Annotated in this window: 29 protein-coding genes; 13 read left to right on the top strand and 16 right to left on the bottom strand. The window is 64.4% G+C overall.

Translation table 11 applies throughout. The features are described 5' to 3' along the window. Positions 1-6 precede the first annotated feature (6 nt). Complete coding sequence (locus AC1Q7O_RS26700; RefSeq protein ID WP_492662235.1) at positions 7-198, top strand: hypothetical protein; 192 nt, start codon at positions 7-9, stop codon at positions 196-198. A 13-nt stretch (positions 199-211) separates the two neighbouring features. Here the strand turns inward: AC1Q7O_RS26700 and cadR are convergent, their stop codons facing one another. Further along, complete coding sequence (gene cadR / locus AC1Q7O_RS26695; protein WP_492662234.1) at positions 212-664, bottom strand: Cd(II)/Pb(II)-responsive transcriptional regulator; 453 nt, start codon at positions 662-664, stop codon at positions 212-214. Positions 665-749: 85 nt separating this feature from the next. On the opposite strand from cadR, the gene AC1Q7O_RS26690 reads away from it, so the two are divergent. After that, on the top strand, positions 750-2,675 hold the full coding sequence (locus AC1Q7O_RS26690) for a cytochrome c/FTR1 family iron permease (RefSeq protein ID WP_492662233.1): 1,926 nt from the start codon (positions 750-752) through the stop codon (positions 2,673-2,675). 74 nt (positions 2,676-2,749) lie between these two features. Beyond that, complete coding sequence (locus AC1Q7O_RS26685) at positions 2,750-3,718, top strand: IS5 family transposase (RefSeq protein WP_268149440.1); 969 nt, start codon at positions 2,750-2,752, stop codon at positions 3,716-3,718. Between the two features lie 352 nt (positions 3,719-4,070). Here AC1Q7O_RS26685 and merA read toward each other — a convergent pair whose 3' ends face one another. From merA to merT, 4 genes are read right to left on the bottom strand one after another with little or no spacing between them, the layout of a single operon-like run. Next, positions 4,071-5,753 (bottom strand): mercury(II) reductase, encoded by a 1,683-nt coding sequence (merA, locus tag AC1Q7O_RS26680; RefSeq protein WP_492662232.1) that lies wholly within the window; start codon positions 5,751-5,753, stop codon positions 4,071-4,073. Between the two features lie 34 nt (positions 5,754-5,787). After that, positions 5,788-6,207, bottom strand: a complete 420-nt coding sequence (gene merC, locus AC1Q7O_RS26675) for an organomercurial transporter MerC (RefSeq protein WP_444761965.1) — start codon at positions 6,205-6,207, stop codon at positions 5,788-5,790. A gap of 15 nt (positions 6,208-6,222) precedes the next feature. Then, complete coding sequence (gene merP, locus AC1Q7O_RS26670; protein ID WP_444761966.1) at positions 6,223-6,495, bottom strand: mercury resistance system periplasmic binding protein MerP; 273 nt, start codon at positions 6,493-6,495, stop codon at positions 6,223-6,225. Between the two features lie 11 nt (positions 6,496-6,506). Continuing rightward, the gene (merT, locus tag AC1Q7O_RS26665) at positions 6,507-6,857 is read right to left on the bottom strand and encodes a mercuric ion transporter MerT (protein WP_444761967.1); all 351 of its coding nucleotides are present in this window, start codon (positions 6,855-6,857) and stop codon (positions 6,507-6,509) included. Positions 6,858-6,929: 72 nt separating this feature from the next. Between merT and merR the strand changes: the two genes are divergently transcribed. After that, on the top strand, positions 6,930-7,337 hold the full coding sequence (gene merR / locus AC1Q7O_RS26660; RefSeq protein WP_444761968.1) for a mercury resistance transcriptional regulator MerR: 408 nt from the start codon (positions 6,930-6,932) through the stop codon (positions 7,335-7,337). A gap of 164 nt (positions 7,338-7,501) precedes the next feature. Here the strand turns inward: merR and AC1Q7O_RS26655 are convergent, their stop codons facing one another. The 11 genes from AC1Q7O_RS26655 to AC1Q7O_RS26605 all read right to left on the bottom strand — a co-directional run bounded on the left by AC1Q7O_RS26655 (position 7,502) and on the right by AC1Q7O_RS26605 (position 16,549). Continuing rightward, positions 7,502-8,458 carry an IS110 family transposase gene (locus tag AC1Q7O_RS26655; protein WP_444761969.1) on the bottom strand — a complete coding sequence of 319 codons (957 nt, stop codon included), beginning with the start codon at positions 8,456-8,458 and terminating at the stop codon, positions 7,502-7,504. Between the two features lie 344 nt (positions 8,459-8,802). Next, positions 8,803-9,204: a hypothetical protein gene (locus AC1Q7O_RS26650; protein ID WP_492662231.1), complete on the bottom strand. Its 402-nt coding sequence runs from the start codon at positions 9,202-9,204 to the stop codon at positions 8,803-8,805. Continuing rightward, positions 9,201-9,557 carry a copper-binding protein gene (locus tag AC1Q7O_RS26645; protein WP_492662230.1) on the bottom strand — a complete coding sequence of 119 codons (357 nt, stop codon included), beginning with the start codon at positions 9,555-9,557 and terminating at the stop codon, positions 9,201-9,203. Before AC1Q7O_RS26645 ends, AC1Q7O_RS26650 begins: the two co-directional genes overlap by 4 nt. Positions 9,558-9,610: 53 nt before the next feature. After that, entirely contained in the window at positions 9,611-10,102 is a 492-nt protein-coding gene (locus AC1Q7O_RS26640; RefSeq protein ID WP_492662229.1) for a cupredoxin domain-containing protein, read from the bottom strand. Positions 10,103-10,134: 32 nt separating this feature from the next. Then, on the bottom strand, positions 10,135-11,493 hold the full coding sequence (locus tag AC1Q7O_RS26635) for a multicopper oxidase family protein (protein ID WP_343622714.1): 1,359 nt from the start codon (positions 11,491-11,493) through the stop codon (positions 10,135-10,137). 80 nt (positions 11,494-11,573) lie between these two features. Further along, a complete protein-coding gene (locus AC1Q7O_RS26630; RefSeq protein ID WP_343622712.1) occupies positions 11,574-12,977 on the bottom strand; it encodes a TolC family protein in 1,404 nt (467 codons plus the stop codon). 13 nt (positions 12,978-12,990) lie between these two features. Next, the gene (locus AC1Q7O_RS26625) at positions 12,991-13,410 is read right to left on the bottom strand and encodes a hypothetical protein (RefSeq protein ID WP_492662227.1); all 420 of its coding nucleotides are present in this window, start codon (positions 13,408-13,410) and stop codon (positions 12,991-12,993) included. A gap of 128 nt (positions 13,411-13,538) precedes the next feature. Next, a complete protein-coding gene (locus AC1Q7O_RS26620; protein ID WP_268168665.1) occupies positions 13,539-13,967 on the bottom strand; it encodes a hypothetical protein in 429 nt (142 codons plus the stop codon). A 113-nt stretch (positions 13,968-14,080) separates the two neighbouring features. After that, positions 14,081-14,374 carry a CopK family periplasmic copper-binding protein gene (locus AC1Q7O_RS26615; protein WP_268168664.1) on the bottom strand — a complete coding sequence of 98 codons (294 nt, stop codon included), beginning with the start codon at positions 14,372-14,374 and terminating at the stop codon, positions 14,081-14,083. Between the two features lie 91 nt (positions 14,375-14,465). Continuing rightward, positions 14,466-15,830, bottom strand: coding sequence for a heavy metal sensor histidine kinase (locus AC1Q7O_RS26610; protein WP_492662226.1), 1,365 nt, complete (start codon positions 15,828-15,830; stop codon positions 14,466-14,468). 38 nt (positions 15,831-15,868) lie between these two features. Then, the gene (locus AC1Q7O_RS26605; protein WP_268168662.1) at positions 15,869-16,549 is read right to left on the bottom strand and encodes a heavy metal response regulator transcription factor; all 681 of its coding nucleotides are present in this window, start codon (positions 16,547-16,549) and stop codon (positions 15,869-15,871) included. A 179-nt stretch (positions 16,550-16,728) separates the two neighbouring features. On the opposite strand from AC1Q7O_RS26605, the gene AC1Q7O_RS26600 reads away from it, so the two are divergent. From AC1Q7O_RS26600 to AC1Q7O_RS26560, 9 genes are all read left to right on the top strand, one after another. Beyond that, positions 16,729-17,061: a copper-binding protein gene (locus tag AC1Q7O_RS26600; protein ID WP_343622709.1), complete on the top strand. Its 333-nt coding sequence runs from the start codon at positions 16,729-16,731 to the stop codon at positions 17,059-17,061. 82 nt (positions 17,062-17,143) lie between these two features. Beyond that, on the top strand, positions 17,144-17,686 hold the full coding sequence (locus AC1Q7O_RS26595; RefSeq protein ID WP_343622707.1) for a cupredoxin domain-containing protein: 543 nt from the start codon (positions 17,144-17,146) through the stop codon (positions 17,684-17,686). Then, entirely contained in the window at positions 17,686-18,165 is a 480-nt protein-coding gene (locus AC1Q7O_RS26590; RefSeq protein WP_343622705.1) for a DUF411 domain-containing protein, read from the top strand. Before AC1Q7O_RS26595 ends, AC1Q7O_RS26590 begins: the two co-directional genes overlap by 1 nt. Positions 18,166-18,448: 283 nt before the next feature. After that, positions 18,449-18,823: a four-helix bundle copper-binding protein gene (locus AC1Q7O_RS26585; protein ID WP_492662224.1), complete on the top strand. Its 375-nt coding sequence runs from the start codon at positions 18,449-18,451 to the stop codon at positions 18,821-18,823. A 45-nt stretch (positions 18,824-18,868) separates the two neighbouring features. After that, a complete protein-coding gene (locus tag AC1Q7O_RS26580; protein ID WP_492662773.1) occupies positions 18,869-19,579 on the top strand; it encodes an undecaprenyl diphosphate synthase family protein in 711 nt (236 codons plus the stop codon). Positions 19,580-19,703: 124 nt separating this feature from the next. After that, a complete protein-coding gene (locus AC1Q7O_RS26575) occupies positions 19,704-19,964 on the top strand; it encodes a heavy-metal-associated domain-containing protein (RefSeq protein WP_268168655.1) in 261 nt (86 codons plus the stop codon). Between the two features lie 43 nt (positions 19,965-20,007). Beyond that, positions 20,008-22,446 carry a copper-transporting P-type ATPase gene (locus AC1Q7O_RS26570; protein ID WP_425571279.1) on the top strand — a complete coding sequence of 813 codons (2,439 nt, stop codon included), beginning with the start codon at positions 20,008-20,010 and terminating at the stop codon, positions 22,444-22,446. A 95-nt stretch (positions 22,447-22,541) separates the two neighbouring features. Further along, on the top strand, positions 22,542-23,060 hold the full coding sequence (locus tag AC1Q7O_RS26565) for a DUF305 domain-containing protein (RefSeq protein ID WP_425571264.1): 519 nt from the start codon (positions 22,542-22,544) through the stop codon (positions 23,058-23,060). 708 nt (positions 23,061-23,768) lie between these two features. Next, entirely contained in the window at positions 23,769-24,191 is a 423-nt protein-coding gene (locus AC1Q7O_RS26560) for a DUF4148 domain-containing protein (RefSeq protein ID WP_343622699.1), read from the top strand. Positions 24,192-24,857 lie beyond the last annotated feature (666 nt).

The raw sequence follows: 24,857 nt of genomic DNA, 5'->3' as shown, positions 1-24,857 counted from the left end.
GGTGAAGTGAGCCGCCTGGACAAACTGCGGGAGACGCATCCGGCGCTGGTGGAGTACATCGTCTGGAGCTCCCTGGCCGTCACCATCTTTGCCGCTGCGTTGCTCGCGTACTACTTTCACAAGGACAGCGTGAAGCGGCGCCAGCGGCGAGAGGAGAGGCGGCAGCAGCGCCGCCGCGTTCGTCATCGCAGGCGGTAGAGGCCGGCCTGGGTCACCCACCGTGGACCGACTTCGGCGGCCCACGCCTGCGCGACGTGGGCGATGGCTCCCTGGCGGCTTCGGACAACCCAGACAGGATGCCGCAATCATTCGCGGATCGCGCCGAGCCGCAGCGTTGACGCAGGTCTCTGAGCTGACGCTCCAGCGATTTCAGCTCCTTGATCCGCTTGGCGACATGCTCCATGTGGTCGTCCAACAGCGCGTTGACGTCTCCGCATTCCTCGTCGGGTCGGTCCCTGAACCGCAGCAGCACGCGAACCTCATCCAGCGACATGTCGAGGCTGCGGCAGTGGCGAATGAATTGCAGCCGCTCCTGGTGGGCGGCGTCGTAAAGCCGGAAGTTGCCTCCCGTACGGGCGGCAGCCTGCAGCAGCCCCTCCCGCTCATAAAAGCGGATGGTCTCGATGGCCGTGTCGGTGGCGCTGGCAAGTTCGCCGATCTTCATGAAAAGCCTTGTGAAGTTGCTGGCGGGCTTGACTCTAAACCCACTTCAGGGGTTCCAATACGGGTCGGAACAAGAATCATTTGCAATGAAGCCTCTCCTTCTTCGCCTCACCGCCTTCGTTTTCTTCTTGCTTGTTGCTGCCGGTAGCCATGCGCAGGTGCCTGAGTCCGAGGTGCGGCAGCTTTGGCAGTTGATCGACTACGTCGGGGTTGACTACGGCGGCGCGGTCAGCAACGGCGCGGTGGTCAGCGCGGCCGAGTACGCGGAGATGGCAGAGTTCGCCGAGCGAGCCGTCCAGCAAGCGAGGGCACTGCCGGATGTTGCTGGAAAGGGTGAACTCCTGAAAGCCGCGCAGGCCCTAAGCAGTGCGGTCGCCAGCAAGGCCGACGCCAAGGAAGTGGGCGAACTCGCCAGACGGGCTTCAGGTCTTCTGCTGGCAGCCTACCCCGTGCCGGTGGCTCCGAAGACGATTCCGGAACTGCGGCAAGGCAAGACGCTGTATCAGGCCCAGTGCGCCAGCTGCCACGGCGCAGCCGGCGGCGGGGACGGACCGTTGGCGGCAACGCTGGATCCCAAGCCGATTGCCTTCACGGACCGCGAGCGTGCCGGGACCCGCAGCTTGATGGCGCTCTACCAAGTGGTCAGCCAAGGCGTCCCGGGTACCTCGATGCCGGCGTTCGGCGCGCTGTCTGACCAGGACCGTTGGGCCCTTGCCTGGTACGTTGGCACCCTCGCATCGGACGAAGCAGCGCGCAAGCGGGGGGCTGGCTTGTGGCAGAACGACTCACGCGCCAAGGTCAACGTGACGAACTTGGCCGCTCTCACGACGCAGACCGAAACGACTTTGGCACCCGTCCTGGGCGCGGACAGTGCGCACGACTTGATGGCCTATCTGCGCAGTGACTCTGCCGCGCTGGCGAGCGCCGAGGGCGGTGTGCCGCTGGCCCGTGCGCGGCTGCAGGAGAGCTTGGCAGCGGCTCGCGCCGACAAGGTCGCGGAGGCAACCCGCCTCGGCCTGTCGGCATACCTCGACGGGTTCGAGCCCCTTGAACCCAAGCTGTCGGCGCGCAACAAGGAGTTGATGGTCGAGATCGAGAAGGGGATGTTGACCTATCGGGCGGCGCTGAGCGGCGGCAAGCTCGAGGAGGCGGAAGCGGCAGCCACGCGCCTCGATGCGCTGTTCACTCAGGCCGAGACGGAGTTGAATGCGGGTGCTTCGGATGCCACGACGACGTTCGCAGGCGCACTGACCATCCTGCTTCGAGAAGGTGTCGAGGCGCTCCTCATCGTCGTCGGCATGATCGCGTTCCTGCGCAAGGCGAATCGCGCTGACTTGCTCCCGCATGTGCATGCGGGCTGGGTGTCGGCGTTGCTGGCGGGCGGCCTGACCTGGTTCATCGCCACCTACGTCGTGAGCATCAGCGGCGCCGATCGAGAGGTGACGGAAGGCCTGTCGTCATTGTTCGCCGCCGTGGTGTTGCTCGGCGTTGGCCTCTGGATGCATCAGAAGAGCAGCGCTGGACGCTGGCAGGCTTACTTGAAGCAGAAGCTGTCAGCAGCGATGTCGCGCCGTTCGGCATGGGCCTTGTTTGGCCTGTCTTTCATCGCCGTCTACCGTGAAGTGTTTGAAACCGTGCTGTTCTTCTCTGCGCTCGCGGTGGACGGTCATCGAGGCGCGCTGATGGGCGGCTTGGCTTGCGGCGTCGCCGCCCTCGCGGTCATCGCCTGGCTGATGTTGCGCACCAGTGCACGCATGCCGATCGGGAAGTTCTTCGCCGCCAGCTCGATCCTGGTGGCCGTGATCGCCGTGGTTCTGGCGGGCAAGGGCGTTGGTGGCTTGCAAGAGGCGGGATGGATCTCGGCGCATCCGATCGTTTGGCCTCACGTCCAGATGCTGGGTATCTATCCCACCGCCGAGACCGCTGTTGCCCAGGTCGTGGTCCTGCTGATCGCCATTGCGGGATTTGGGATCAACATGATGCAAGCGCGGCGTGTGCCTGCGGCAACTTAGGGCAACGCTGATCAAGTCCCGCCTTGCGGGTTGGTCTGGTGGCGGGGCCGCAGCGGCGTCGCGATGATTGACAGATGAAGCAAGCCACACTTGCAGCCGCCGCGGATCAAGGCGCGGAGTTCGAGCGATTTCGCCGGCCGACCCGGCGCGACGTGTTCCTGCAGACGATGGATGCCATCGTGCCGTGGGCTGAGCTGTGCGAAGTCATCGAGCCCCACTACCCGAAGGCCGGCAAGGGCCGTCCGCCCATCGGACTGGAGCGCATGCTGCGCATGTACTTCGTGCAGCACTGGTTCAACCTCGCCGACGAAGCCTGCGAAGAGGCGCTGTTGGACAGCACGGCGCTGCGCCGCTTCGTGGGCATTGACCTGGGCCGCGAGCGCGTGCCCGACGGCACCACCTTGCTGAAGTTCCGCCGGCTGCTGGAGGACGACAAGCACAAGCTGGGCGCCGCACTGTTCGCCAAGGTCGGCGAGGTGCTGCAGAGCAAGGGCATGAAGGTTGGCACGGGCACCATCGTGGATGCCACCATCATCTCGGCGCCGAGCTCGACCAAGAACGATAAGGGCGAGCGCGATCCCGAGATGCACCAGACCAAGAAGGGGCAGCAGTACTTCTTCGGCATGAAGCTGCACATCGGCGTGGACAGCCAGACGGGCCTTGCGCACAGCACGGTGGTGACCGCAGCCAACGTTCACGACAAGCACCCGCTGCGCGAACTGCTGCACGGCGAGGAGCTGGAAGTCTTCGGCGACAGCGCCTACGCCTCCCAGCAGGCGTTGATTGCAGCCAAGGCGCCGAAGGCCAAGGACCGAACGAATCAGAGGGTCAGGGGCACAGGGTGCTTGGCCGACTTGGAGCGCATCGTCAACCGCATCAAGTCCAAGACGCGCTCGCGGGTGGAGCACGTGTTCGCAGTGGTGAAGCGGCAGTTCGGCTTCAGCAAAGTCCGCTACAAGGGCCTGGCGAAGAACGCGACGCGAGCGTTCGTGGCGCTGGGTCTGGCGAACATCTACCTGGCGCGCAAGCGTCTGGTGGCATGAGTGCGTCTGCAGTGGGCGCGCGACGCGCCTGCTGCCTCGAAACTGCCGAAAAATGCGGCATTGGCGTGGAGCAACACCGTCAAGTCAGGCAAGTAGGGCGTTGGTCCGACGCAGCGTCGAAATCAATGGCTTGTTCAGCGTAGCCTTAGAAAACAGTCGCTGGCCGCCGACATAGTCTCGCGATGGACGACGTCACAGTGCCCTGTGTCAGTGGCCGGTTTTGGTGTCTCCCGACGTTCACCAGGCGATCGACCACTGCCTCTGTTCGAAGCTCGACCGAATGTCGGTTCTTTCTGCCGGCGAACTCACGCATCCGACCCGTTGCTGCCGGTCGGCCTTTTGGAGAACTGTGTCAGCCGGCGCAGCAGGACAGCTGCGTCACGTCCTTGGTGAAGGTCTGCGCCGCGAGCTTCAGGCCCTCGACCATCGTGAGGTACGGGAACAGCTGGTTCGCCAGGTCGTGCACGGTCATGCGGGCACGGATGGCGATGGCCGCCGACTGAATCAATTCGCCGGCTTCAGCCGTCACCGCCTGCACGCCGAGCAGCCGGCCCGAGCCCGTCTCCGCCACCAGCTTGATGAAGCCTCGCGAGTCGAAGTTAACGAGCGCGCGCGGCACGTTGTCCAGCGTCAGTGTTCGGCTGTCCGTCTCGATGCCCGCTCGATGGGCTTCTGCTTCGGTGTAGCCGACAGTGGCGACCTGCGGGTCGGTGAACACGACGGCAGGCACCGTGCCGAGATCGAGCGCCGCATCGCCGCCGGTCATGTTGACGGCCGCTCTCGTTCCGGCCGCCGCGGCGACATACACGAACTGCGGCTGATCGGTGCAGTCTCCGGCCGCAAAGATGGCCGGCGCGCTCGTGCGCATGCGATCGTCAATCACGATGGCCCCCTGTTCGTCCACCGCCACGCCGGCGGCTTCGAGGTTCAGCGCCCGGGTGTTTGGCGTACGGCCTGTGGCCACCAGCAACTGATCGGCGCGGAGTTCGCCGTGATTCGACGTCAACACGAATTGGCCGTCTGCATAGGCGACGTGGCTCGCCTGCGTCTGCTCCAGCACCTCGATGCCTTCATCGCGGAACGCGGAGGCAACCGCCTCGCCGATGGCCGGGTCTTCACGGAAGAAGAGCTTGTTGCGCGCCAGGATGGTGACCCGGCTGCCCAGCCGCGCAAAGGCCTGCGCAAGTTCCACGGCCACCACCGAAGAGCCGATCACGGCCAGGCGCGGAGGAATTGAATCACTTGCCAGGGCCTCTGTGGACGTCCAATACGGCGTGTCCTCCAGTCCGGGGATCGGGGGTAGTGCGGCGCTGGCGCCGACAGCCACCAGGCAGCGGTCGAAAGGCACTTCTTCTTGGCCGCCATCGCGCAGCGATACCGACAAAGTGCGGCCATCCTTGAAGCGTGCCGTGCCGTGCATCACGGTGATGGCCGGCGTGCCGGCCAGGATGCTTTCGTACTTGCCGTGGCGTAGTTCGTCCACACGGGCTTGCTGCTGCGCGAGCAGGCGATCGCGCAGCACGGTGGGCCTAACAGCCGACACGCCGGCGTCGAACGGGCTTTCGCGGCGCATGTGCGCAACGTGCGCGGCGCGGATCATGATTTTGGAGGGCACGCAACCCACGTTGACGCAGGTGCCGCCGATCGTGCCTCGCTCGATCAGCGTGACGCGGGCACCACCCTCGACGGCCTTGAGTGCGGCCGCCATCGCGGCGCCACCACTGCCAACAACCGCGACGTGCAGCGGGCTGCCAGCCGCGGGCCGTGCCGAGCCACCGAGCCATTCACGTGCCTTGCCGAGCAGGCCGGTCGGCGGCGCAGCGGGTGCGTCGTTGGTGTGCTTGGCGCGGTAACCTGCCGCCGCCACCGCGGCCGTCAATGCGGCGAGCGATGTGCCCGCGTCGACCTTGAGGCTGGCCATGCGGTCCGGATAGAACACCGACACCGAGCGCACGCCGGGCACCTTTTGGAGCGCGTCCTCGACATGAACGGCGCACGATGCGCAAGTCATGCCTTCGATTTGCAACTGGGTCATACAAGGTCTCTTTCGGAGGGAGAGAAGGGGTCACTCATTGCTTCTGCGGTAGATCGCAGCCGACCGGGCCGCACCTGAGATTCGCCGGCCAGACCAAATCCCAGATCGAGACGCCGACCATGACGGCCAAGCCCGTGTACAGCAGTCGCGCGGTCCACCAGTGGCCGAAGAACGGATACATCGCTGCGAGCACGATGGCTGGTCCCACCATGCCAAGCGCACTGCGATGCCACTGCCGGTGGCTGAACCAGCCCAGGCCGTTGGCCACGAGTGCTACTGCCGCGAACAGCGGTAGCAAGGTGGTCAGGAACAGTCCCTCGTACTCGGTAAGAAAACCAAGCCCGAGCGCCGCTCCCAAGCTCGCGATGGCCGGAAAGCAGGCCGCGCAGCCCATCGCCGAGACGATGCTGCCCAGCGCACCGGCCTTGTCGGCGATACGCGTCACCAGTCCCATGATCGGACGGTCCTACTACTTGGCGGTCGACGGATAGCCCGCGTCGGCGGTGGCCTTGGTCAGCGCCTGGACGTTGGTCTTGGCGTCGTCGAACGACACCACGGCCTGCTTTTTTTCGAAGCTGACTTCGGTCTTGGTCACGCCTTGGACCTTGCTCAGGGCCTGCTTGACCGTCAACGGGCAGGCGGAACAGGTCATGCCTGGGACTGACAAGGTGACGGTCTGCGTGGCGGCCCATGCGGGTGCGGCCATGGCGACGACGAAGAGGGAGGCGAGCAGTTTCTTCATGAGAACTCCGATCAGTAGAAGAATGGGACGACGTAGGGAAAGCCGAGCGCGACCAACACCAGCACGGCGACGGCCCAGAAGAGAAACTTGTAGGAAGCGCGCACCTGAGGAATCGCGCAGACCTCGCCAGGTTTGCAGTCTTGCACCGGGCGAAAGATGCGGCGGTGAGCGAAGAACAACGCCACCAGCGCCGCACCGATGAAGATCGGCCGGTACGGCTCCAGTGCAGTCAGGTTGCCGACCCAGGCGCCGCTGACACCCAATGCCACAAGAACAAGAGGCCCAAGACAACAAGTCGAGGCGAGCAATGCGGCCAAGCCACCTGCAACCAGGGCGCCGCGACCACTTTGGGGTTCCGACATATTGCTGTTCCTTTCCAAGTCTTTTCGAACAGCGTAACCTTACTTCCGTAGTTCAGTACGGAGTCAAGGGGTATGGACAAAGCGGTCGAAAACTTCACCATCGGCGCCTTCGCCGAGGCAGCCGGCGTCAACGTGGAGACGATCCGGTTCTACCAGCGCAAGGGGCTGCTACCCGAACCGGACAAGCCCCAAGGCAGCGTTCGGCGCTACGGGGAGGGCGACGTGGCGCGAGTCCGTTTCATCAAGTCGGCACAGCGCCTGGGTTTCAGCCTGGACGAGGTGGCCGGGCTGCTCAGGCTGGACGACGGCACGCACTGCGATGAAGCGCGCGACCTCGCCGAACACAAGCTCGCCGACGTACGCTCGAAGCTGGCCGATCTGCGACGCATTGAGCACGTGTTGGCTGCTTTGGTCCAGGACTGCTGCGCGAGTCACGGCAACGTCTCCTGCCCGCTGATTGGTGCGCTGCGGGCGCCCTGACGCTACACATGTTGGGAGATAGCCCCTTCACTCGGCGGTGGCATGAGGAAGCGGGCGTCCGGCCAGCAGATGGATCAATGACTGGTCTCGGCGCCTTCTGTCATTGACTTGCCAAAACCGTAGGGCTTGAGCCAGCCTGTAGCAGCCGCTCTTGGTCGATTTGCTCACGTATCGTGCAGCATGGGATTCCAGCGGGAGCCATACTTGGCCATGGAGTTGAGCGTCGCGAGCAGCTTACGCATGGACGCCACGAGCGCAACCTTCTTGGCCTTGCCTTTCGCGAGCAGGCGCTCATAGAAGGCTCGAAACACGCTGCAGAACCGTACCGCGACCAGTGTCGCCATGTAGAGGGTGCGTCGTACATCGTGGCGACCGCCCCAAATGGATCGCTGGCCGCGCATCAAGCCCGAGTCGCGGTTCATTGGCGCTACACCCACCAGCGCAGCAATCCGGCGCCGGCTGATCTTGCCGAGCTCCGGCAAGTCGGCGATTAGCACCGCAACGCTGGTCTGGCCAACGCCCGGAACAGTGCTGAGGGCCAGCGCTAGCTCTGAATGATGCTTCTGCAGGTGGGCCGCTATGGCGGCCTGGTTGTCTGCCAGCTCTTGCGCCAGGAAAGCCAGAACGCGTTCCACGCTCGCAATTGACGCAGCATGAGCCTGCCGGCGGCGCAGCTTCTCCGCCGTCTGCATGTCAACCAGTTGTCGGCGCCGCTGCACCAGCGCCTGCAAGCTCAGCCGCGCATCGTCAGCCAGTGGCTTGACGAATCGGTCGCGCTCTGGATGCTGATGAAGAACGCGAGCGAATGACGCCAGCAGCCGAGCATCCAGGGCATCTGTCTTTGCCATTAGCCCCATCGCCCGAGCGAAGTCGCGAGCAGCTCGGGGATTGACCACCGCGACGGCCAAACCTTGCGACTGCAACGCAGACGCTGCCGAGAACTCATAACCACCTGTGGCCTCTAGGACGACGAGTGCAGGGCAGAGTTCAGCAACGCGCCTTCCAAGCTCTGCGATGCCGGCCTCGTCATTGCCCACCTGCCAAGTCTCGGTCCGCCCCAAGCACGCTACTTCCAGCGTCGCGCTCGCGACGTCAATTCCCACAAAAACGGATTCGGACATGTCCTCTCGTTCCCTTCCTTGCATATGCGAACTCTGAGTTCCAACAACCGTTCGGGTTGAGGAGAAGACGGCCGGGCCCAGGCGCCCGGCGCTGAGCAACGGGCTTCAATGTGCGGCCCCAGGGAGGATCGAGCTACCTGGGCCAGTCCGAGCCGGAAAGATACAAGGGAGGAAAAGCAGGGAGCTTGCGCCCACGGTGATGCTATTCAAACGCCGCAAGCTGAGTCGCCGGCAAAACCCTGTGTGCGAGCAAACGCAGTGCAGCTGCGTGAGCTACTGCTCTTTGGGCCATGCCGGTCGTTGTCCCGGCACTGGCCTCCCGAGCCGTTACAAGCATCGTCCGGTCAAGGCTCGATCTTCAACGCCACGTCAACCGAAGCCGTCGAGGGCGTCTTGTTGGACCACAGCCAGCAATGAACCTGCTCGGCCTGTACCTGCAAGGTTTGCGCTGCCTCCTTGACCTCCGTGAGCTTGGCTGGATAGATCGTCTCCTTGCCCAGGTGGTAGTGGATATTGAAGTTCATCGCCGCGCTGCCCTGAAACGACCAGGCGATCTTCTGACCCGGCTTGAGCTTTGCGCAGACCTCGACGAACTTGCTCGGTTGAACTTCAGCCTTGTGCGTGAACTGCCCGTTGGCATCCCACTGGACGTCGGCGATGTGCCCCGACGCAATTGCGCTCAAGGGCACCAACAGCAGAGCCGCGACGCCCACGACAGGCTTAATCAAGGTGCTCAGCACCTTCACTGCACGACCTTCAACTCGGTCACGACAAACTTGCCACCCTCGTTGGCGGCCTTGAACTGCACGCGCGTGCCAGGCTGCAGCTTGTCCAGCATGGCCTTGTCGCGCACCTGGAAGACCATGGTCATGGCAGGCATGTCCAGGCTCTTGATGTCGGCGTGCTTGAGGGTGACCTTGCCGGCTTCGCGATCGACCTTGCGCACTTCGGCGTCCGTCATGTCTGGGCTCGCCGCTGGGGCACTGGCTTGTACGGACGGCGCGCCAGGGGTGGCAGCCCATGCAGCCGGGCTGAGCAGGCCGACGGTCAGCAGCGTTGCGGCGAACAGGCCGAGATGGCGTTGGTTGTTGCGGTTCATGTCATTTCCTTTCGGGGATGTGATGCGGAGAGATGCGGGGCTCGAGGCGTGCGTCATTTGGCGCTGACCAGGATCTTGCCGACCATGCCGGCCTGGTAGTGGCCGGCGATCAGGCAGGCGAAGTCGAACTCGCCGGCGCGGTTGAAGGTCCAGACGATCTCGCCCTTCTTGCCCGGGTCGACGTGCGCCATGTAGGGCTCGTCGTGTTCCATGTTGGGAAACTTGAGCATCAGCGCGGCATGCTCGTCGAGCTCCTTCTTCGTGCCGATGACCAGCTCGTGGAGCATCTTGCCGTCGTTCTGCACGACGAAGCGGATGGTCTCGCCCAGCTTGATCTCCACGCGATCCGGTGTGAAGCGCATGTTGTCGGTCATCTTCAGCGTGACGGTGCGGGTGACTGCCTTGGCGTCACCTGCGATGCCCCAAGCCTTTTGCTCCTTCTTCACCTGCGCTGCAGGCTTGCCGTGCTTTTCGTTGCCGTGGGCCCAGGCCGAGCCGGTGAGTGCGGAAAGCGAGAGTACGGCCGCGAGGGCGATTTGCTTCATGGTTGTCTTCATGTGGGGTGATGAACGAGTTTTCAGTGGCTGCCGTGGCCGCCGCTGGGCTTGCGGATCTTGACCTCGACATCGGTCTTCGGGCGCTGGACCGGCGGCATCAAGCCCGGGCTTTCCGACTGGAAGCGCGCGGCGTCTGGCAGGCTGCCCTTGAACTCGTACGCCACGGTGCCGGCGGGGTGCTGGTACCAGCCCGGATCGCTGTAGTCGCCCTTCTTTTGGCCCTTGCGCACCTTGACGACGCTGAACATGCCGCCCATACCGACGGCGCCGAAGGGACCCTGGCCGGCCATCATGGGTGCGGTGTTGTCGGGCAGCGGCATGTCCATCTCGGTCATGTCCTTCATGCCGCGCTCGCCCATCACCATGTAGTCGGGCACCAGCTTGCGGATCTTGCTGGCGACACCGGTGTGGTCCACGCCGATCATGGTCGGCACGTCGTGGCCCATGGCGTTCATTGTGTGGTGGCTCTTGTGGCAGTGGAACGCCCAGTCCCCCTCTTCATCGGCGAGGAACTCGATCTGGCGCATCTGACCCACGGCCACGTCCTCGGTGACCTCATACCGGCGCGTGCTCTTGGGGGTGGGGCCGCCATCGGTACCCGTAACGAGGAACTCGTGACCGTGCAGATGGATGGGGTGGTTGGTCATCGTCAGGTTGCCGATGCGGATGCGCACCTTGTCCTTGAAGCCGACGACGAGCGGGTCGATGCCCGGGAAGATGCGGCTGTTCCAGCTCCACAGGTTGAAGTCCAGCATCGTCATGATCTTGGGCGTGGCCGCGCCCGGATCGATGTCGTAGGCGTTGAGCAGGAAGCAGAAGTCGCGGTCCACCTCGTCGATCAGCGGATGCTTGCCCTTGGGGTGCGTGACCCAGAAGCCCATCATCCCCATGGCCATTTGCACCATCTCGTCGGCGTGCGGGTGATACATGAAGGTGCCGGGCCGGCGCGCGACGAATTCGTAGACATAGGTCTTGCCCGGTGGGATGCCGGGCTGGTTCAGGCCGGTCACGCCGTCCATGCCGTTGGGCAGGCGCTGGCCATGCCAGTGGATGCTGGTCAGCTCGCCGAGCTTGTTGGTGACGAAGAGGCGCACACGGTCGCCTTCGACCACTTCGATGGTCGGGCCCGGGCTCTGGCCGTTGTAGCCCCACAGGTGCGCCTTGAATCCGGGCGCCATCTCGCGCACCACGGGCTCGGCCACCAGGTGGAACTCCTTGACCCCCTTGTTCATGCGCCACGGCAAGGTCCAGCCGTTCAGCGTGACCACGGGGTTGTAGGGCCGGCCCGTGTTGGGTACCAGCGGCGGCATGGTGTCCGGCTTGTCCTGCATCACCGGCTCGGGCAAGGCGGCCATGGCCACCTTGCTGACGGAGGCCATAGAGGCGGCTGCAGTGATCGCACCGGCACCGCCCAGGAGAGAGCGACGATTGAAAAACATGTCAGTTCCTTGGGAAGACTTCAGTGACCGGCGCCTGCTTCGGCACTGGCGGCGCCGGCAGATGCGGTCGGCATGGAGAGGGAAGCGCGGCCGATCAGCGCGGCGTCGAGATCCGCCTTAGCAAGCCAGAAATCACGCAGTGCGTCGATGGACGCATTGACGCTGCTGATCTGAGAGCGTGCGTCGGCGAGCAGCTCGAACACGCCGATCAACATGCCGTTGTAGCGAAGCACCTGCTCCTCGGAGATGCGCTTCTTCAACGGCACGATCTCCTCGCGGTGATGGCGGGCGATGTCGTAGCTGGCGCGGTAGTTGCCATAGGCCTCGCGAACTTCTGAGCGAGCGTTGATCGCCGTCGCTGCGGCCTGATGCAGGGACTGCATGTAGATGCCCTCGGCCTTGGCGTTTCGCGCACCGCCCCAGTCGAACAGGGGCAGTTCAAGTCCAATCTCCCAGCCAGTCTGGCGTGGCGCTTCGTTCGACGTGTTGCGAACCAAACCCAGCTCGAAAACGCTGATGAAGCGCGTCACCTGGGTCAGGCGCAGGTTCTTCGCCGTTTGCTCGGCCGACAGGCGCGCCGCCTGCACATCGAGGCGCTGGCTCAGAGCCAGGTGCTCGATGTCCGGCTGATCCTTGGGCGCGTCCGGCAGGTCCGGCAGGCGCTCGGGGAGCTTGAAGGCCAGCTGCTCGCCCCACAGCCCGAGCAGGCGGGCCAGGCGCTCACGGGCGGAGCGATGGATCTGCTCCGAGCGGGCCAGGCCAAGCGCTGCATCGGCGTAGAAGCCCTGTTCACGCAGGCGCATCAGCGCGTTGACGTTGCCGGCCTGCTGCAGCCGGCGAGCTAGCTCGGCGCTGGCCTCCGCGGCCTCCTGCACCTGATGCATGTAGCGCAGACTCTCACCAGCTGCGACGGCCTGCACCCAGGCCTTGCGCGTGTCGGCGGCAAGGGTCAGCACATCCATCGCCACCTCACGCTGGACGGACTGCAGCCGGCGCTCCTCGAGCCGGCTGACCAGAGGCAGCGTCAGCAAGCGGGCGAGGTTGATATGCAGCCCCCGCTCCAGCTCGACCTCGTCGCCTCGGGTGAGGCGGCCAAAACTGAATCCGGGATTGGGCAGCCTGGACGCCTGACTGACTTCGGCCTCGGTGATGCCCAGCTGCTGCAGTCGTGCCTGCAGACTGCGGTTGTTCAGCAGCGCGATCTGCACTGCGGCGTCGACACCGAGGGGTTGGCGCAGCAGCTCCGCCACCTTGTCGTTCGTTCGAGTCAGGTCTTCGGGCGAGCGATGGACCGTCAGCGTTTGATCGGTGTGCGTCTTGGTCAGCGACTGCACATTCTTCAGCGCCGCGCCGGGCTCGACGGAAGCGCACCCCGCCAGCACGGCGACGGCCAGCAGGGAAAGGGGAAGTCGGAATCGTGTCATGGGTTGGGCTCCTTCAGCGGGGCGCATGGCCTTCATGGCCCTTTGCAGCGGGAGCGGGTTTTGTGACTTGGGAAGCGGGGGAAGCAGGCGCGGTCGGGCTTGTCGGCCGGTCATCGGCCTCCGCTTTCTCGCGGGCGTAAGCCCGCCATCCTCCGGCCTGGTTGGCCTTCTCGTTGGCTTGCTGCCACGACACAAGGGGCGTTTCCTGGATGGGGCGGTAGCGGGCGAGCGCGCTGGAGTATTGAACCGCTGGCACGCTGGCTCGCGAATCGGTGGGGTCGGCCGGACCGGCCTTTGCGGTGGCCGTCTGCGCCTGCGCAGGCAAGATGGCCGCGCACAGGATCAAGCTCAAGCTCAAGCTCATGGCCGCGGCGCAGGATGGCTTGGCCGCGCGGACGTCAGAACGCCCGTCGTTCGGTGAGAAGCGGGACATAGATTCCTCTCGGGAAAGTAGATCGAAGTGCCGCCGGCAGCCCCTGCCGATTCAGCAGGCGCACGGGGTCACGCGGTCGAACAGGGCCAGCTCGCGGATGGGCGCTCAGGCACATCCGCTAGGTCGACTCAGGAGTGGCTTCGAGGGGGGCGATCAATGCGGTCGATCCGGCCGCCCACGGCAAGGTAGCGGATGTCCTGCAATACCGTATCGGCGTTGAACGCCGTCGCCAGCGTGGGTGACCCGGCATGGGGCATTGCAGCGCCGCAGCACGGCGCGCACTTCATGCACTTGGTGGCTGGTGACACGTCCGCCTTGCTCGAGCTGTGTTCACCATCGGCCAGCATTGCACCCGACACTTCATGCGCCACGGCAAGCGTGATGACCGCGTGCGCGTGGTGATGGTCTGAAGCGCTGTCCGCCGCGTGGTGATGCTCACCCGATTCGGTACCCGAATGCGCTGGGCCGCAGGCCATGTCGCCGGCAGCCGCCAGCCCCTTGAGGGGCAAAGCCAGGATCAGCAGGCTGATCAGGAAGCAGCGAAGCGTTGCGCGCATCCAGAAACTCTATCTCAGCCGGCGGCTGCTGAACACGGGATGGTCGTAACGACCAGGCTGCATGCCAGACCAGTTCACCGTCTGCGGCACCAAGCGGCCACCCAGCCTTCAGCTCACCCCGTATGCCCGTCCTTCAGCAGGCGCTCCAGGCGGGCGACTTCGTTGCCGACGGCGGTGATCTGTCGACCGTCCTTGGCAGTGAGAACCTCGCCTCGCTTGAGGTAAACCGCGCGGCCAAAAGCGTCTTCCTTCGCCATCTTTCCGTCCTTGAAGATGTGAAGCGTCGAGCCATCACGAAGCTCGACGGACGCCTGGACAGCGTTGGCCAGTGCGTCGCTTGCTTGGGCCTGAGCGGCCATGCCCGCGAGCGCGACGGCGACAGTTGCAGAGATCAGGAAGGTCTTCATGGTGGGGTCCTTTCAAAGGCGTGCCTTGTGCACGCAATTGACTCTAGAAAAACCTCACCAACACCAAGGCCACGGGCGCATTACAAGTTCGTCATCCAGCGCTCGTGGTCCCCGATGGCCACTCCAGGCCGATCTCTGTCCACCCGTTGTCCGACCGCGCGAAGACCCGCCCTCCGTGCATGACGGCTATCGCCCGCACGATGGCAAGGCCCAAGCCCTGGTGACTGCCGGAATGCTGCCTGGCGCTGTCGCCACGCACGAAGCGATCGAACAGCCGTGGCAACAGCTCCGCGGGGATGCCGACCCCTGGATTGCGCACAGCCATGCGCACCTGGTCGCCGTGCGCGCCAATATCGACGTGAATGGCGCCGCCATCCGCGGTGTACCGGGTGGCGTTGCCGACCAGGTTCACCAGGGCCCGGCGTATCAGCGTCGGGTTGGCGACCGCTCTTGCGTCGCCTTCGATCAGCAGCCGAAGGTTCTGCTGCTCCAGCAGCGGCTCGAAGTACTCCGCCACATGTTCAGCCTCCGCGCGAAGGTCCATGGCGCACAGTTGCTCCGCCAGCTCACCTTTGTCCGCTCGCGCCAGGAACTGCATGTTGGTGACAAGACCCGCCAGCTCCCGCAACACCTCCAGATTCACTTGCAGCGTCTCTCGCAGTTCTGAGGCCGGGCGCTCGCGGTGCAGCGCTACCTCAGCACCCTGGATCATGGTCGCCAAAGGCGTGCGCAGCTCGTGGGCGACATCGGCACTGAAGCCCTCCAGCTGTTCGTAAGCCGCCTCGACCCGGTCGAGCGCGCGGTTGAAGGCGTGGACCAGCGTCTGAAGCTCAGTGGTTTCGACCGGGGACAGCCTCGCTGACAGCGATTGCGGGTTGAGCGCGGCCGCTTCCCGCGAGAGGCGCTGTACCGGCCGTAACGAACGCCACGCGATCGCCCCCGCCAACAGCACCGTCAACGCGACGCCTGCGCTGCATACCGTGGCCAAGCGAGCCCCATAGCGCCTCAGCAGCGCCTGTTGAGGGCGGGTGTCCACAGCGACGATCAGCTCGCGCGCGCTGAGCACCGCATCCGGCTGCAACAGCACGAGGCGGCCTTCCATGACGAGGCCATCCTCGCGAACCACCTCCATCAGGCCCGGGCGGCGATGGGTCGCGGGCCTCACGAGCGGCCGTTTCTGGCCGCCGTAGAGCAGGCGGCCGTCCGTGGACAGCAGCCAGATGCGGATCTGTCCGTCGCCGATCAACACGTCGTTGAGGTGATGCGTGAACGACTCCAGGTCCTGCGGCTGCTGCACTTCTTCCAGCAGGTGTCGCACGATGTCGACCTTGCCCTCCAGGTCTTGCGCTCGGGCATTGCCGATCTCTTCTTCCAGACCCTGATGCAGCAGTAAGGCGACGCTGGCAAACACGGCGATTGCGAGTGCAGCAAGGGCCAGGGTCAGTCGCAGCGCCATGGAGCGCGGTAGCAAATGGTTGCCGGGTGCGGACCCGCTCACTCACGCACCTCGAGCACATAGCCGACGCCACGCACCGTGTGCAGCAAGGGTGTTTCGAAGCCTTCGTCGAGCTTCGCGCGAAGTCGCCGGACCGCCACATCAATGACATTGGTCTCGCTGTCGAAATGCAGGTCCCACACCTGCTCAGCCAGCACGGTGCGGGACAACACCTCGCCGTGACGACGCATCAACAGCGTCAGCAGACCAAACTCCTTCGGCGTGAGGTCAAGGCGCTTGCCCGCGCGCGTGACCTTGCGGCGGGCCAGATCTACCTCCAGATCACCAAGGCGCATCAGCGTCGAGGCCTGCGCCGAGACCGACGACCCGCGGCGCAACAACGCCTCGACCCGGGCCAGCAGTTCAGAGAACGCGAACGGCTTGACCAGATAGTCGTCGGCACCGCCTTTGAGACCCTGGACGCGGTCCTCCACCTTGTCGCGGGCAGTGAGCATCAGCACAGGCGTCTGCTTTTGCGCACGCAAGTCGCGCAGGACGCCGAAGCCGTCGATCCCAGGCAGCATCACGTCCAGCAGCACGAGGTCGTACTCGCCCTCCAGCGCCATGTGTCGGCCATCAATGCCGTCATGGGTGACATCGACCACATAGCCGTTTTCTGACAGTCCTTTTCGGAGGTACTCCGCCAAGCGGACCTCATCTTCGATCACCAGGATTCGCATGGCGCCAAGTGTGCCGCAGGGTCACAAGTCGGTGAAGGTTTTGAACATTACAGAACTGTCATGTTCAAGTGGGCTTGATGTTCCTCCGGCCTCACTAAAGTGGTTTCCGTGTGCTCCGACGCTGGCTGCGAAGGGGGATGCTCCCCCGGACTGCCCTGTTGTATGAAGGAAAAGCCGCCATGAAACTCCGCATCATTTCCCTGGCCGTCGCGCTGTCCAGCGCTTTCGCTGCATTGCCATGGTCCGCGATGGCCGCCAACGACACGCCGGCGGCCAGCGCCCCGGCAGGCGCTGCCTACGCCGTTGGCGAGGTCAAGAAGATCGATGTCAGCCAAGGCAAGATCACGCTCAAGCACGGTCCGATCGACAACCTCGGCATGCCTGGCATGACGATGGTGTTTCGCGCCGACCCGGCAGTGCTCGGGAGCGTGAAGGTCGGTGACCAAGTCAAGTTCAAGGCCGACAAGGTCGACGGCTCGATCAAGGTCACCGAGCTGTCGAAAGCACCCTAACGCGCTTCGCCACTGCGCCACCTGCGCATCGCCAAGTCACCTCCCGACACGCGCCAGCAACCCCAACCCAGAGTAACGACTGATGAAGCTCCGCACTTTCACCGCCATGGTCACCCTTTGCGCGGCCAGCAGCATGGCCTTCGCCGGTGGCACCCACGCCGGCGGCCACGGGCATGACAAAGGTGGCGACAACGCCATCGGCGTGCCAGGCAAACCCGCCCTGGTCACGCGCACCGTGGATGTGGACATGACCGATGGCATGCGCTTCAACCCGGCCAGCATCGAGGTGAAGCAAGGCGAGACTGTCCGCTTCCGAATCAAGAACTCCGGCAAGCTCAAGCACGAGTTCGTGCTCGGCACTGACAAGGAACTCAAAGAGCACTACCAGCAGATGCTCAAGTTCCCGGAGATGGAGCATGAAGACCCGAACATGATCACGCTGGCTGGCGGCAAGACCGGCGAGGTGGTCTGGCAGTTCACGAAGGCCGGCAAGGTTGACTTCGCCTGCTTGCAGCCCGGCCACTACGACGCTGGCATGAAGGGCGCGGTCACCGTCGCCAAAGGCAGCGGCAAACCCGCCGCCAAGAGCGTAAAGGCGGCCGACGGCCACGACCACAAGCACTGATGGCGGGCATCAAGATGAATCGCCGCCGCATCCTCAAATCCAGTCTGGGCATCGCCGTGGCGTTGTCATTGCCAGCGCTCGCGAGTGCCAAGCCTGCCAAAGTCGAGGTCTGGAAGTCGCCTGACTGCGGCTGCTGCAAGACCTGGCTCAAGCACCTGGAGGCCCAGGGCATCGGCGTTGGAACGATCCACGACATCGGCAACGCTGGCGCGCGGCAGGCCTTGGGCATCCCCGTCAAGCTCGGCTCATGCCACACGGCAAAGATCGAAGGCTATGCCATCGAAGGGCATGTGCCTGCGCGCGAGATCAAGCGCTTGCTCAAGGAGAAGCCCACGGCCATCGGCTTGGCCGTGCCAGGCATGCCCCTGGGCAGCCCCGGCATGGATGGCCCCGACTTCGACAACCAGACGCAGCCCTACGACGTGCTGCTCGTGCTCAAGGACGGCAGCACGCGCGTGTACCAGTCCTACTTTCGTTGAGCCTCTGTGACGGAATCCTCTTGAACGCCCAGACCCTTCGTTTGCGCCCTGTTCGTGACTCAGATTCAGCCCGCGCAGTGATTGCAGAGTCGTTCGGTCTGGCAAGTACGTTTGTAGATATGACCTGAGCGTCTGCACCATCTGCCGGCTTCCCGCCTCATGCCGCGCCCGACGCGCTGGCAGGGGGCGGTTCCGGTTGACGCGGGCGTTTTGTGCGGGTTTCGCCGGGATCGTGCCTTGCCGCCTGTGCGACGCGGAATCCCCCGCGTTCAAGGAGCATCCCATGGCTCATCAACTGCATGCAACCTGCATCGCAGCATGCGACCAATGCGCTGTCGCGTGTCACCACTGTTCAACTGCATGCCTTCAAGAGCAGGACGTCAAGATGATGGCGCGCTGCATCGCGCTCGACATGGACTGTGCGGCCATCTGCCAGCTGGCTTCAGCGGCGATGGCGCGGGACAGCGAACACGTTCAGGCGATCTGCGCACTGTGCGCTGACATCTGCGACGCGTGCGCCGACGAGTGCGGCAAGCACTCGATGGACCATTGCCAGTCCTGCGCCGAAGCTTGCCGTCGTTGTGCACAAGAGTGCCGTCGCATGGCGCAGTCCCCGCGGGCGACGTCTACGCGGTCGACCAGCGAGCACGGGCATTGACGTGCTGAACTTGCCACCCGCCTTGGCGCCTTTCACGCAATGAGCATGGCTGACGCTCTGGTCGCTGACCTCCGTCCAAGCGGAGACCTTTTAGTGATGCGGCGTTCATCCAGCGAGCATTCGGTTTTCAACATCCCACCGAAGGGACGCATGGTTCTTCCCCGCCACATCGGCTTCATCCCCGACGGCAACCGTCGCTGGGCAACAGGCAGGACACTCCCCAAAGAGGCCGGCTACGCGCACGGCATCGCGCCGGGCCTGGGCTTGTTCGAGCAGTGTCAGCAACTCGGCGTGGAAGAAGTTTCCGTGTACGGCTTCACCCAGGACGACACCCGCCGGCCCACTGTGCAGACCGAGCATTTCCGATCTGCCTGCGTTGCGTTCGCACTGGAAGTCGCTCGCCGCGGCGCTGCGCTGCTGGTGGTCGGTGATGACCGTTCGCCGGTGTTCCCGCCCGAGCTCAAGCCCTTCAGGCAACGATGCAGCGGCGGCATCAAGGTCAACTTCCTCGTCAACTACGGCTGGGAGTGGGATCTCGACGGGCTGCGCACCGGCCAACTGCAATCCGATCAGGTCTCCAGGATGGAACTGATCGTCCGGTGGGGCGGTGGTCGCCGGCTGAGCGGCTTCCTGCCGGTGCAGTCGGTCTATGCGGACATCTATGTCGTCGATGAGCTGTGGCCGGATTTCCAGCCGTCTCATCTCGACGATGCGCTTGCGTGGTTCCAGCGGCAGGACCGCACGCTGGGCGGCTGAGTCTGGTCGCTCCTCAAGACCCTGCTGCCGGAGGGGTTAGCGCAGAGACTGCTGGACCTTGCCACGGGGGGAAGCTTCGAAGTGGCGCCACTGGATGCCAGGAACGTTTTTGTAGGAGATGGACATGGTTGCTTTTGAAGTGAAGGACATGACGTGTGGCCACTGCGTCAGCATGATCACGAAGGCCGTCAAGTTCTTGGACGGTGACGCGCAGGTCGCCATCGACCTGGCGAGCAAGCGGGTTCAGATTGAATCTCGCGCCGCCGACGAGGCGGAACTCAAGACCGCCATCGAAGAGGCGGGCTACACCCCAACGCCCGTTGCTGCAGTTGCAGCCGAGCCGCCGCAGAAGGCAGCCGGCAGCTGCTGCGGGTGCAGCCGCTGAGACCCGCCACGCTGGCGTATTGCAGTTCGAACGGAGCGACCCCATGGATCCATACCGCCACGATCACGCCAGCCATGACAAGCAGCCGGCGGAGCCCGCTGGAGCGCGGGAGTACAGCTGCCCCATGCACCCGGAGGTCCGTCAAGACACGCCCGGTGACTGTCCCAAGTCCGGCATGCACCTGGCAGCCGTTGGCGGCGACGTGCCGGAGTCGCAGCACACTCACTCGCACCACCACCACGGGCATGGCACGTCTGCTCACGCGGTGCATGGATCTGCTCACGCACCCCAGCAGCGTGACCCGCTGGACGCCAGAACGCCGCCAGCAAACCTGCGACCGACGGCGGCCGTAGCGGCAAGCAACAGCCAAGTGAACAGCCCGGCCGCGGTCTATACCTGCCCAATGCACCCGGAGATCCGCCAGGACCATCCGGGCAACTGCCCCAAGTGCGGCATGACCCTGGAGCCACTGATCCCCAAGGCGACGGCGGATGACGACAACCCTGAACTGCGCGACTTCTCGCGCCGCTTCTGGTGGACTTTGCCGCTGACGGTCGTCATCACGACGGTCGCAATGGCCGGCCATCGCCTGGGCTGGATGGCACCGGCCACACAAAGCTGGGTTGAACTGCTGCTGTCCTTGCCGGTCGTCCTGTGGGCGGGCTGGCCATTCTTCGTGAGGTGCGCGCAGTCGATGCTGCATCGCAGTCCCAACATGTGGACGCTCATCGGCATCGGCACGGGTGCTGCGTTCGTCTACAGCGTGGTGGCGACCATTGCGCCGCAGCTGTTCCCGACCAGCTTCGTGGCGCATGGCCGCGTCGGTGTCTATTACGAGGCGGCGGCGGTCATCATCTCCCTGACCCTGTTGGGTCAGATGCTGGAGTTGCGGGCCCGTTCACAGACCTCGGCAGCCATCAAGTCGTTGCTGAACCTCGCACCAAAGACGGCGCGCCGGATCGAACCTGACGGCTCCGAAGCCGACGTGCCGCTGACGCATGTCCATGTAGGCGACCATCTCCGCATCCGCCCGGGCGAGAAGGTGCCGGTGGACGGCGTGGTCATCGAAGGCACCAGTGCCATCGATGAGGCGATGCTCACGGGTGAGCCGGTGCCGGTCACCAAGCGACCGGGCGACAAGGTCATCGGCGCCACCATCAACACCTCCGGCTCGCTGGTGATGCGCTCCGAGCGCGTGGGCTCGCAGACCATGCTGTCGCAGATCGTCCAGATGGTCTCCCAGGCCCAGCGCTCCAAGGCACCCATGCAACGCATGGCGGACCAGGTGGCCGGCTGGTTCGTGCTTGTCGTCGTCGGCATCGCCCTCGCGTCGTTGTTCGGCTGGGGACTGTTTGGTGGCGACCAGGGGTGGCAGTTCGGCATGATCAACGCCGTGTCGGTTCTCATCATTGCCTGTCCTTGCGCGCTCGGGCTGGCCACGCCGATGTCGATCATGGTGGCCACGGGCAAGGCGGCCACGCAGGGCATCCTGTTTCGGGACGCCTCCGCCATCGAGCACTTCCGGCGTGTCGACACGATGATCGTGGACAAGACGGGCACGTTGACGGAAGGCAAGCCGGCGTTTGACCGCGCCGTTCCGGTTCCTGGGCAGTCCGAAGACGAAGTGGTGCGCCTCGCCGCCAGCCTGGACCAGGGCAGCGAGCATCCGCTGGCTCAGGCGATCGTCGCGGCGGCACACGGCCGCAAGCTGACTCTGTCGACGGCCGTCGACTTCGAGTCGTCGACCGGCATCGGTGTGCGCGGCCAGGTCGACGGTCGGCGGATCGCTTTGGGGAACACCGCCTTGATGGAGCAGGACAGCGTGGATGTGACCGCGCTGAGCGGGACGGCGGAGGCGCTGCGCCAGCAGGGTAGCAGCGTCATGTTCCTGGCCGGCGATGGCCAATTGCTCGGCTTGCTGGCGGTGTCGGACCCGATCAAGCAGAGCACGCCGGAAGCGGTGCAGAGCTTGCATGACACCGGGATGCGGGTGGTGATGGCCACGGGCGACGGCCTGACCACGGCCCGGTCGGTGGCCCAGCAGCTCGGCATCGACGACGTACACGGCGAAGTCAAACCTGCCGACAAGCTGGCGCTGGTCGAGCGCCTGCAGCGCGAGGGCAAAGTGGTCGGCATGGCCGGCGACGGTATCAACGATGCGCCGGCGCTGGCCAAGGCCGATGTAGGCGTCGCGATGGGAACGGGCACCGACGTGGCCATGAACAGCGCGCAGGTCACCCTTGTCAAGGGCGACCTGCGCGGCATCGCCCGGGCGCGAGAAATCTCTCAGTCGACGGTGGCCAACATGCGGCAGAACCTGCTGTTTGCCTTTGTCTACAACGGCCTGGGCGTACCTCTCGCCGCCGGTCTGCTGTACCCGTTCACTGGCTGGCTGCTGTCGCCCATGATTGCGGCCCTGGCCATGAGCCTCTCTTCGGTGAGCGTCGTGGCGAATTCGCTGCGATTGCGGGCAACGACTTGATGCCGCTTCCTCCGCGCGGTTGAGCCTTCCGCTGGGACCTCGTCCCCTTTACTGGCAGGTCACAACCGTCTTGAAACCAGCAACAGGAGTTCGACATGGATCATCAAGGTCAACACCCGGCCCAGGCCGGCAAGCACGGCACCGCTCACGACAGTTCGTCGGCACGCGCCTATTGGATGTTCGCGCTCAACCTTGCGCTGAGCCTGATCCCGATGTACCTCGCCATGTTCACCATGATCGACGGCTGGGGTGACTACCGGAACAACGTGAACATGCTCTACATGGCGCTGACGATGCTCGCCCCGATGGGGGTGATCATGCTGGCGACGATGGGCAAGATGTATGTCAACAAGCCGCTGAACCTTGCGCTCTATGCCGGCCTGACGGTCCTGTTCCTTGCCTCGCTGTTGGCAACGCGCCGCCAGGCGCTGGTCGACGACCGCCAGTTCATCGACTCGATGATTCCCCACCATTCCGGTGCGATCCTCATGTGCCGAGAGGCAAAGCTCGCCGACCCGGAGCTTCTGAGGCTCTGCGGAGAGATCGTCAAAGCGCAACGTGCAGAGATTGAGCAGATGGAAGTGATCGCCGCACGCTTGCGAGCTCAGAAGTGAACGCGTCCTGACGACAGATGGGAATCCGCGCTCCAATCTGACACGACCGTAGTCTGCGGGGCTCGCAGCGGTCATGCGCCGCTTCACAGGCTCCCATCCAAGGCAGACGTCCCCGGGGTCTCGCAACGGCAGCACAGCCGTTTGCTCGAAAAGTGCATGGCACCTTCAAGGCGCGCGCGACGACATCAAGGTGACTTGGGCGGACGCATACCAACGCGCCGTCGAGCTGCTTGGATGCGTCCGATCCGGTCAATAGTGGCGATCTCTGGCGCTGCACGTTTTCCGCGGAACGTGGCAGATGCCTAGCTGGAGAACCGACGACAGCCGCGTGCGCTGCGCCTTGTCTAGAGCTTCTCAGTTGGTCGACCACCCGGTGGCTCTCGCCGTTCCTCGCCCTGTACGACAAACGATGCCTTGGACTCCAGGGGGTCCTTCGCCAGGTGCTCGGCAGCCTTCGCGCGGACTGCCCGAAAGTGACCCTCATCAAGCGGGCCGCCGTCAGGCTCGTATCGGGTCGGCAGGAGAGTTGCGCCCTAACTGATTGGCGCGTTGGTTATCTTCGCGGGGCGACGCAAATGACGAAAACGTAATGGCCCCGTTGGGCTGCCGTCCCAGCGCGATTCCTACAGTGAGATCCATGACGTCCGGAAACGGCGTTTGGGCCGTAGCCGCCGGCTACGGCGCTGATTTAGCTTTAAGGAGTACATCATGTCGCGCATCAATCTTTCCACCGCTATCGTTGCCGCAGTCCTTGCGATCACAACTGCGCCTACTTTCGCGAGCAACGGCTTCACGCCGGCCAACAACGATTCCGGCGGCGAGTACCACGCCATGCCCGGCGGCAAGACACGAGCCGAGGTCATCGCGGAACTCGAAGCGGCCCGACGGGATGGCACCCTTGCGAGGATGAGCCGCAACCAGTCTTACGAGCTGGGCTATGACATGCCGACGAAGTCGGTTGGCACGAAGCGGGCGAAGGAAGCCTCCAATGGCAACATTTCGGGCAGCGGCGAACTCGTTTTCGAAGCTCCGGCAGCGGGTGCACGCACCCGGGCGGAAGTGATCGAGGAATTGCGTCGCGCGCGCGAGGACGGGTCGCTGCGCCGCATGAATACGAATCGCGGGTATTAATCGAGCGACTCAGGTTAGCGGTCGCCGATGTTCAAGTCTCGTTGCGCATTGCTTTGTGCTGGCGTCAGGCGTCTACAGCTATCGCGAGGACGGCGCGGGTCTGCGAAGAGATCGGGGCGACCGGCTAGAGCGCAGAACCAGCCGAGGTAGCTGACAGAAGGCCGTGCGGGTGGCAACGGCCAAGACGTTGGCCGCCTAGAGCCCGCTGAGGTCCTGGCGCAGCACGCAGGCTTGGCGCTTGCGGTCGCAAGCATATTGAATGTCCTTGCAGCCTCGGCACTTGTAGCGCTGCAACCGGCTGGCTTGACCATTGTGAACGTTGGCAATGCGACCCGCCACTCAGCGAGCGGCGGCGATGCCCACATCGAGTCGAAAGCGCAGGACAGCCAGGTGAGGCTGGAGGTTCGCAATCCCGGCGTCGACGTCTCGCTGGAGGGTGCGGCACTTGTTCAGCCGCTTCGTGTACGGCGACGGGGCGCGGCAGGATTCGCGCAGCCATCAGGGCCTGGGATGAACCTCGTGCAAGCAGGAATCGCAGTCATGCATTGCGGCCACGACTACGCGCGGTCCCATGATGCTGGACGGAGATTGTTGACGCTCGCCGAAAACTGACCCGCCAACCGGGGTGATGCTCGCGCAAAACTGACCCACGCAAACACACTGCCC

It is taken from the genome of Roseateles sp. GW823-FHT07B05, from assembly GCF_058794515.1.
Note: the sequence above shows the minus strand (reverse complement) of the source record. Positions and strands in the feature narration are given on the sequence as shown.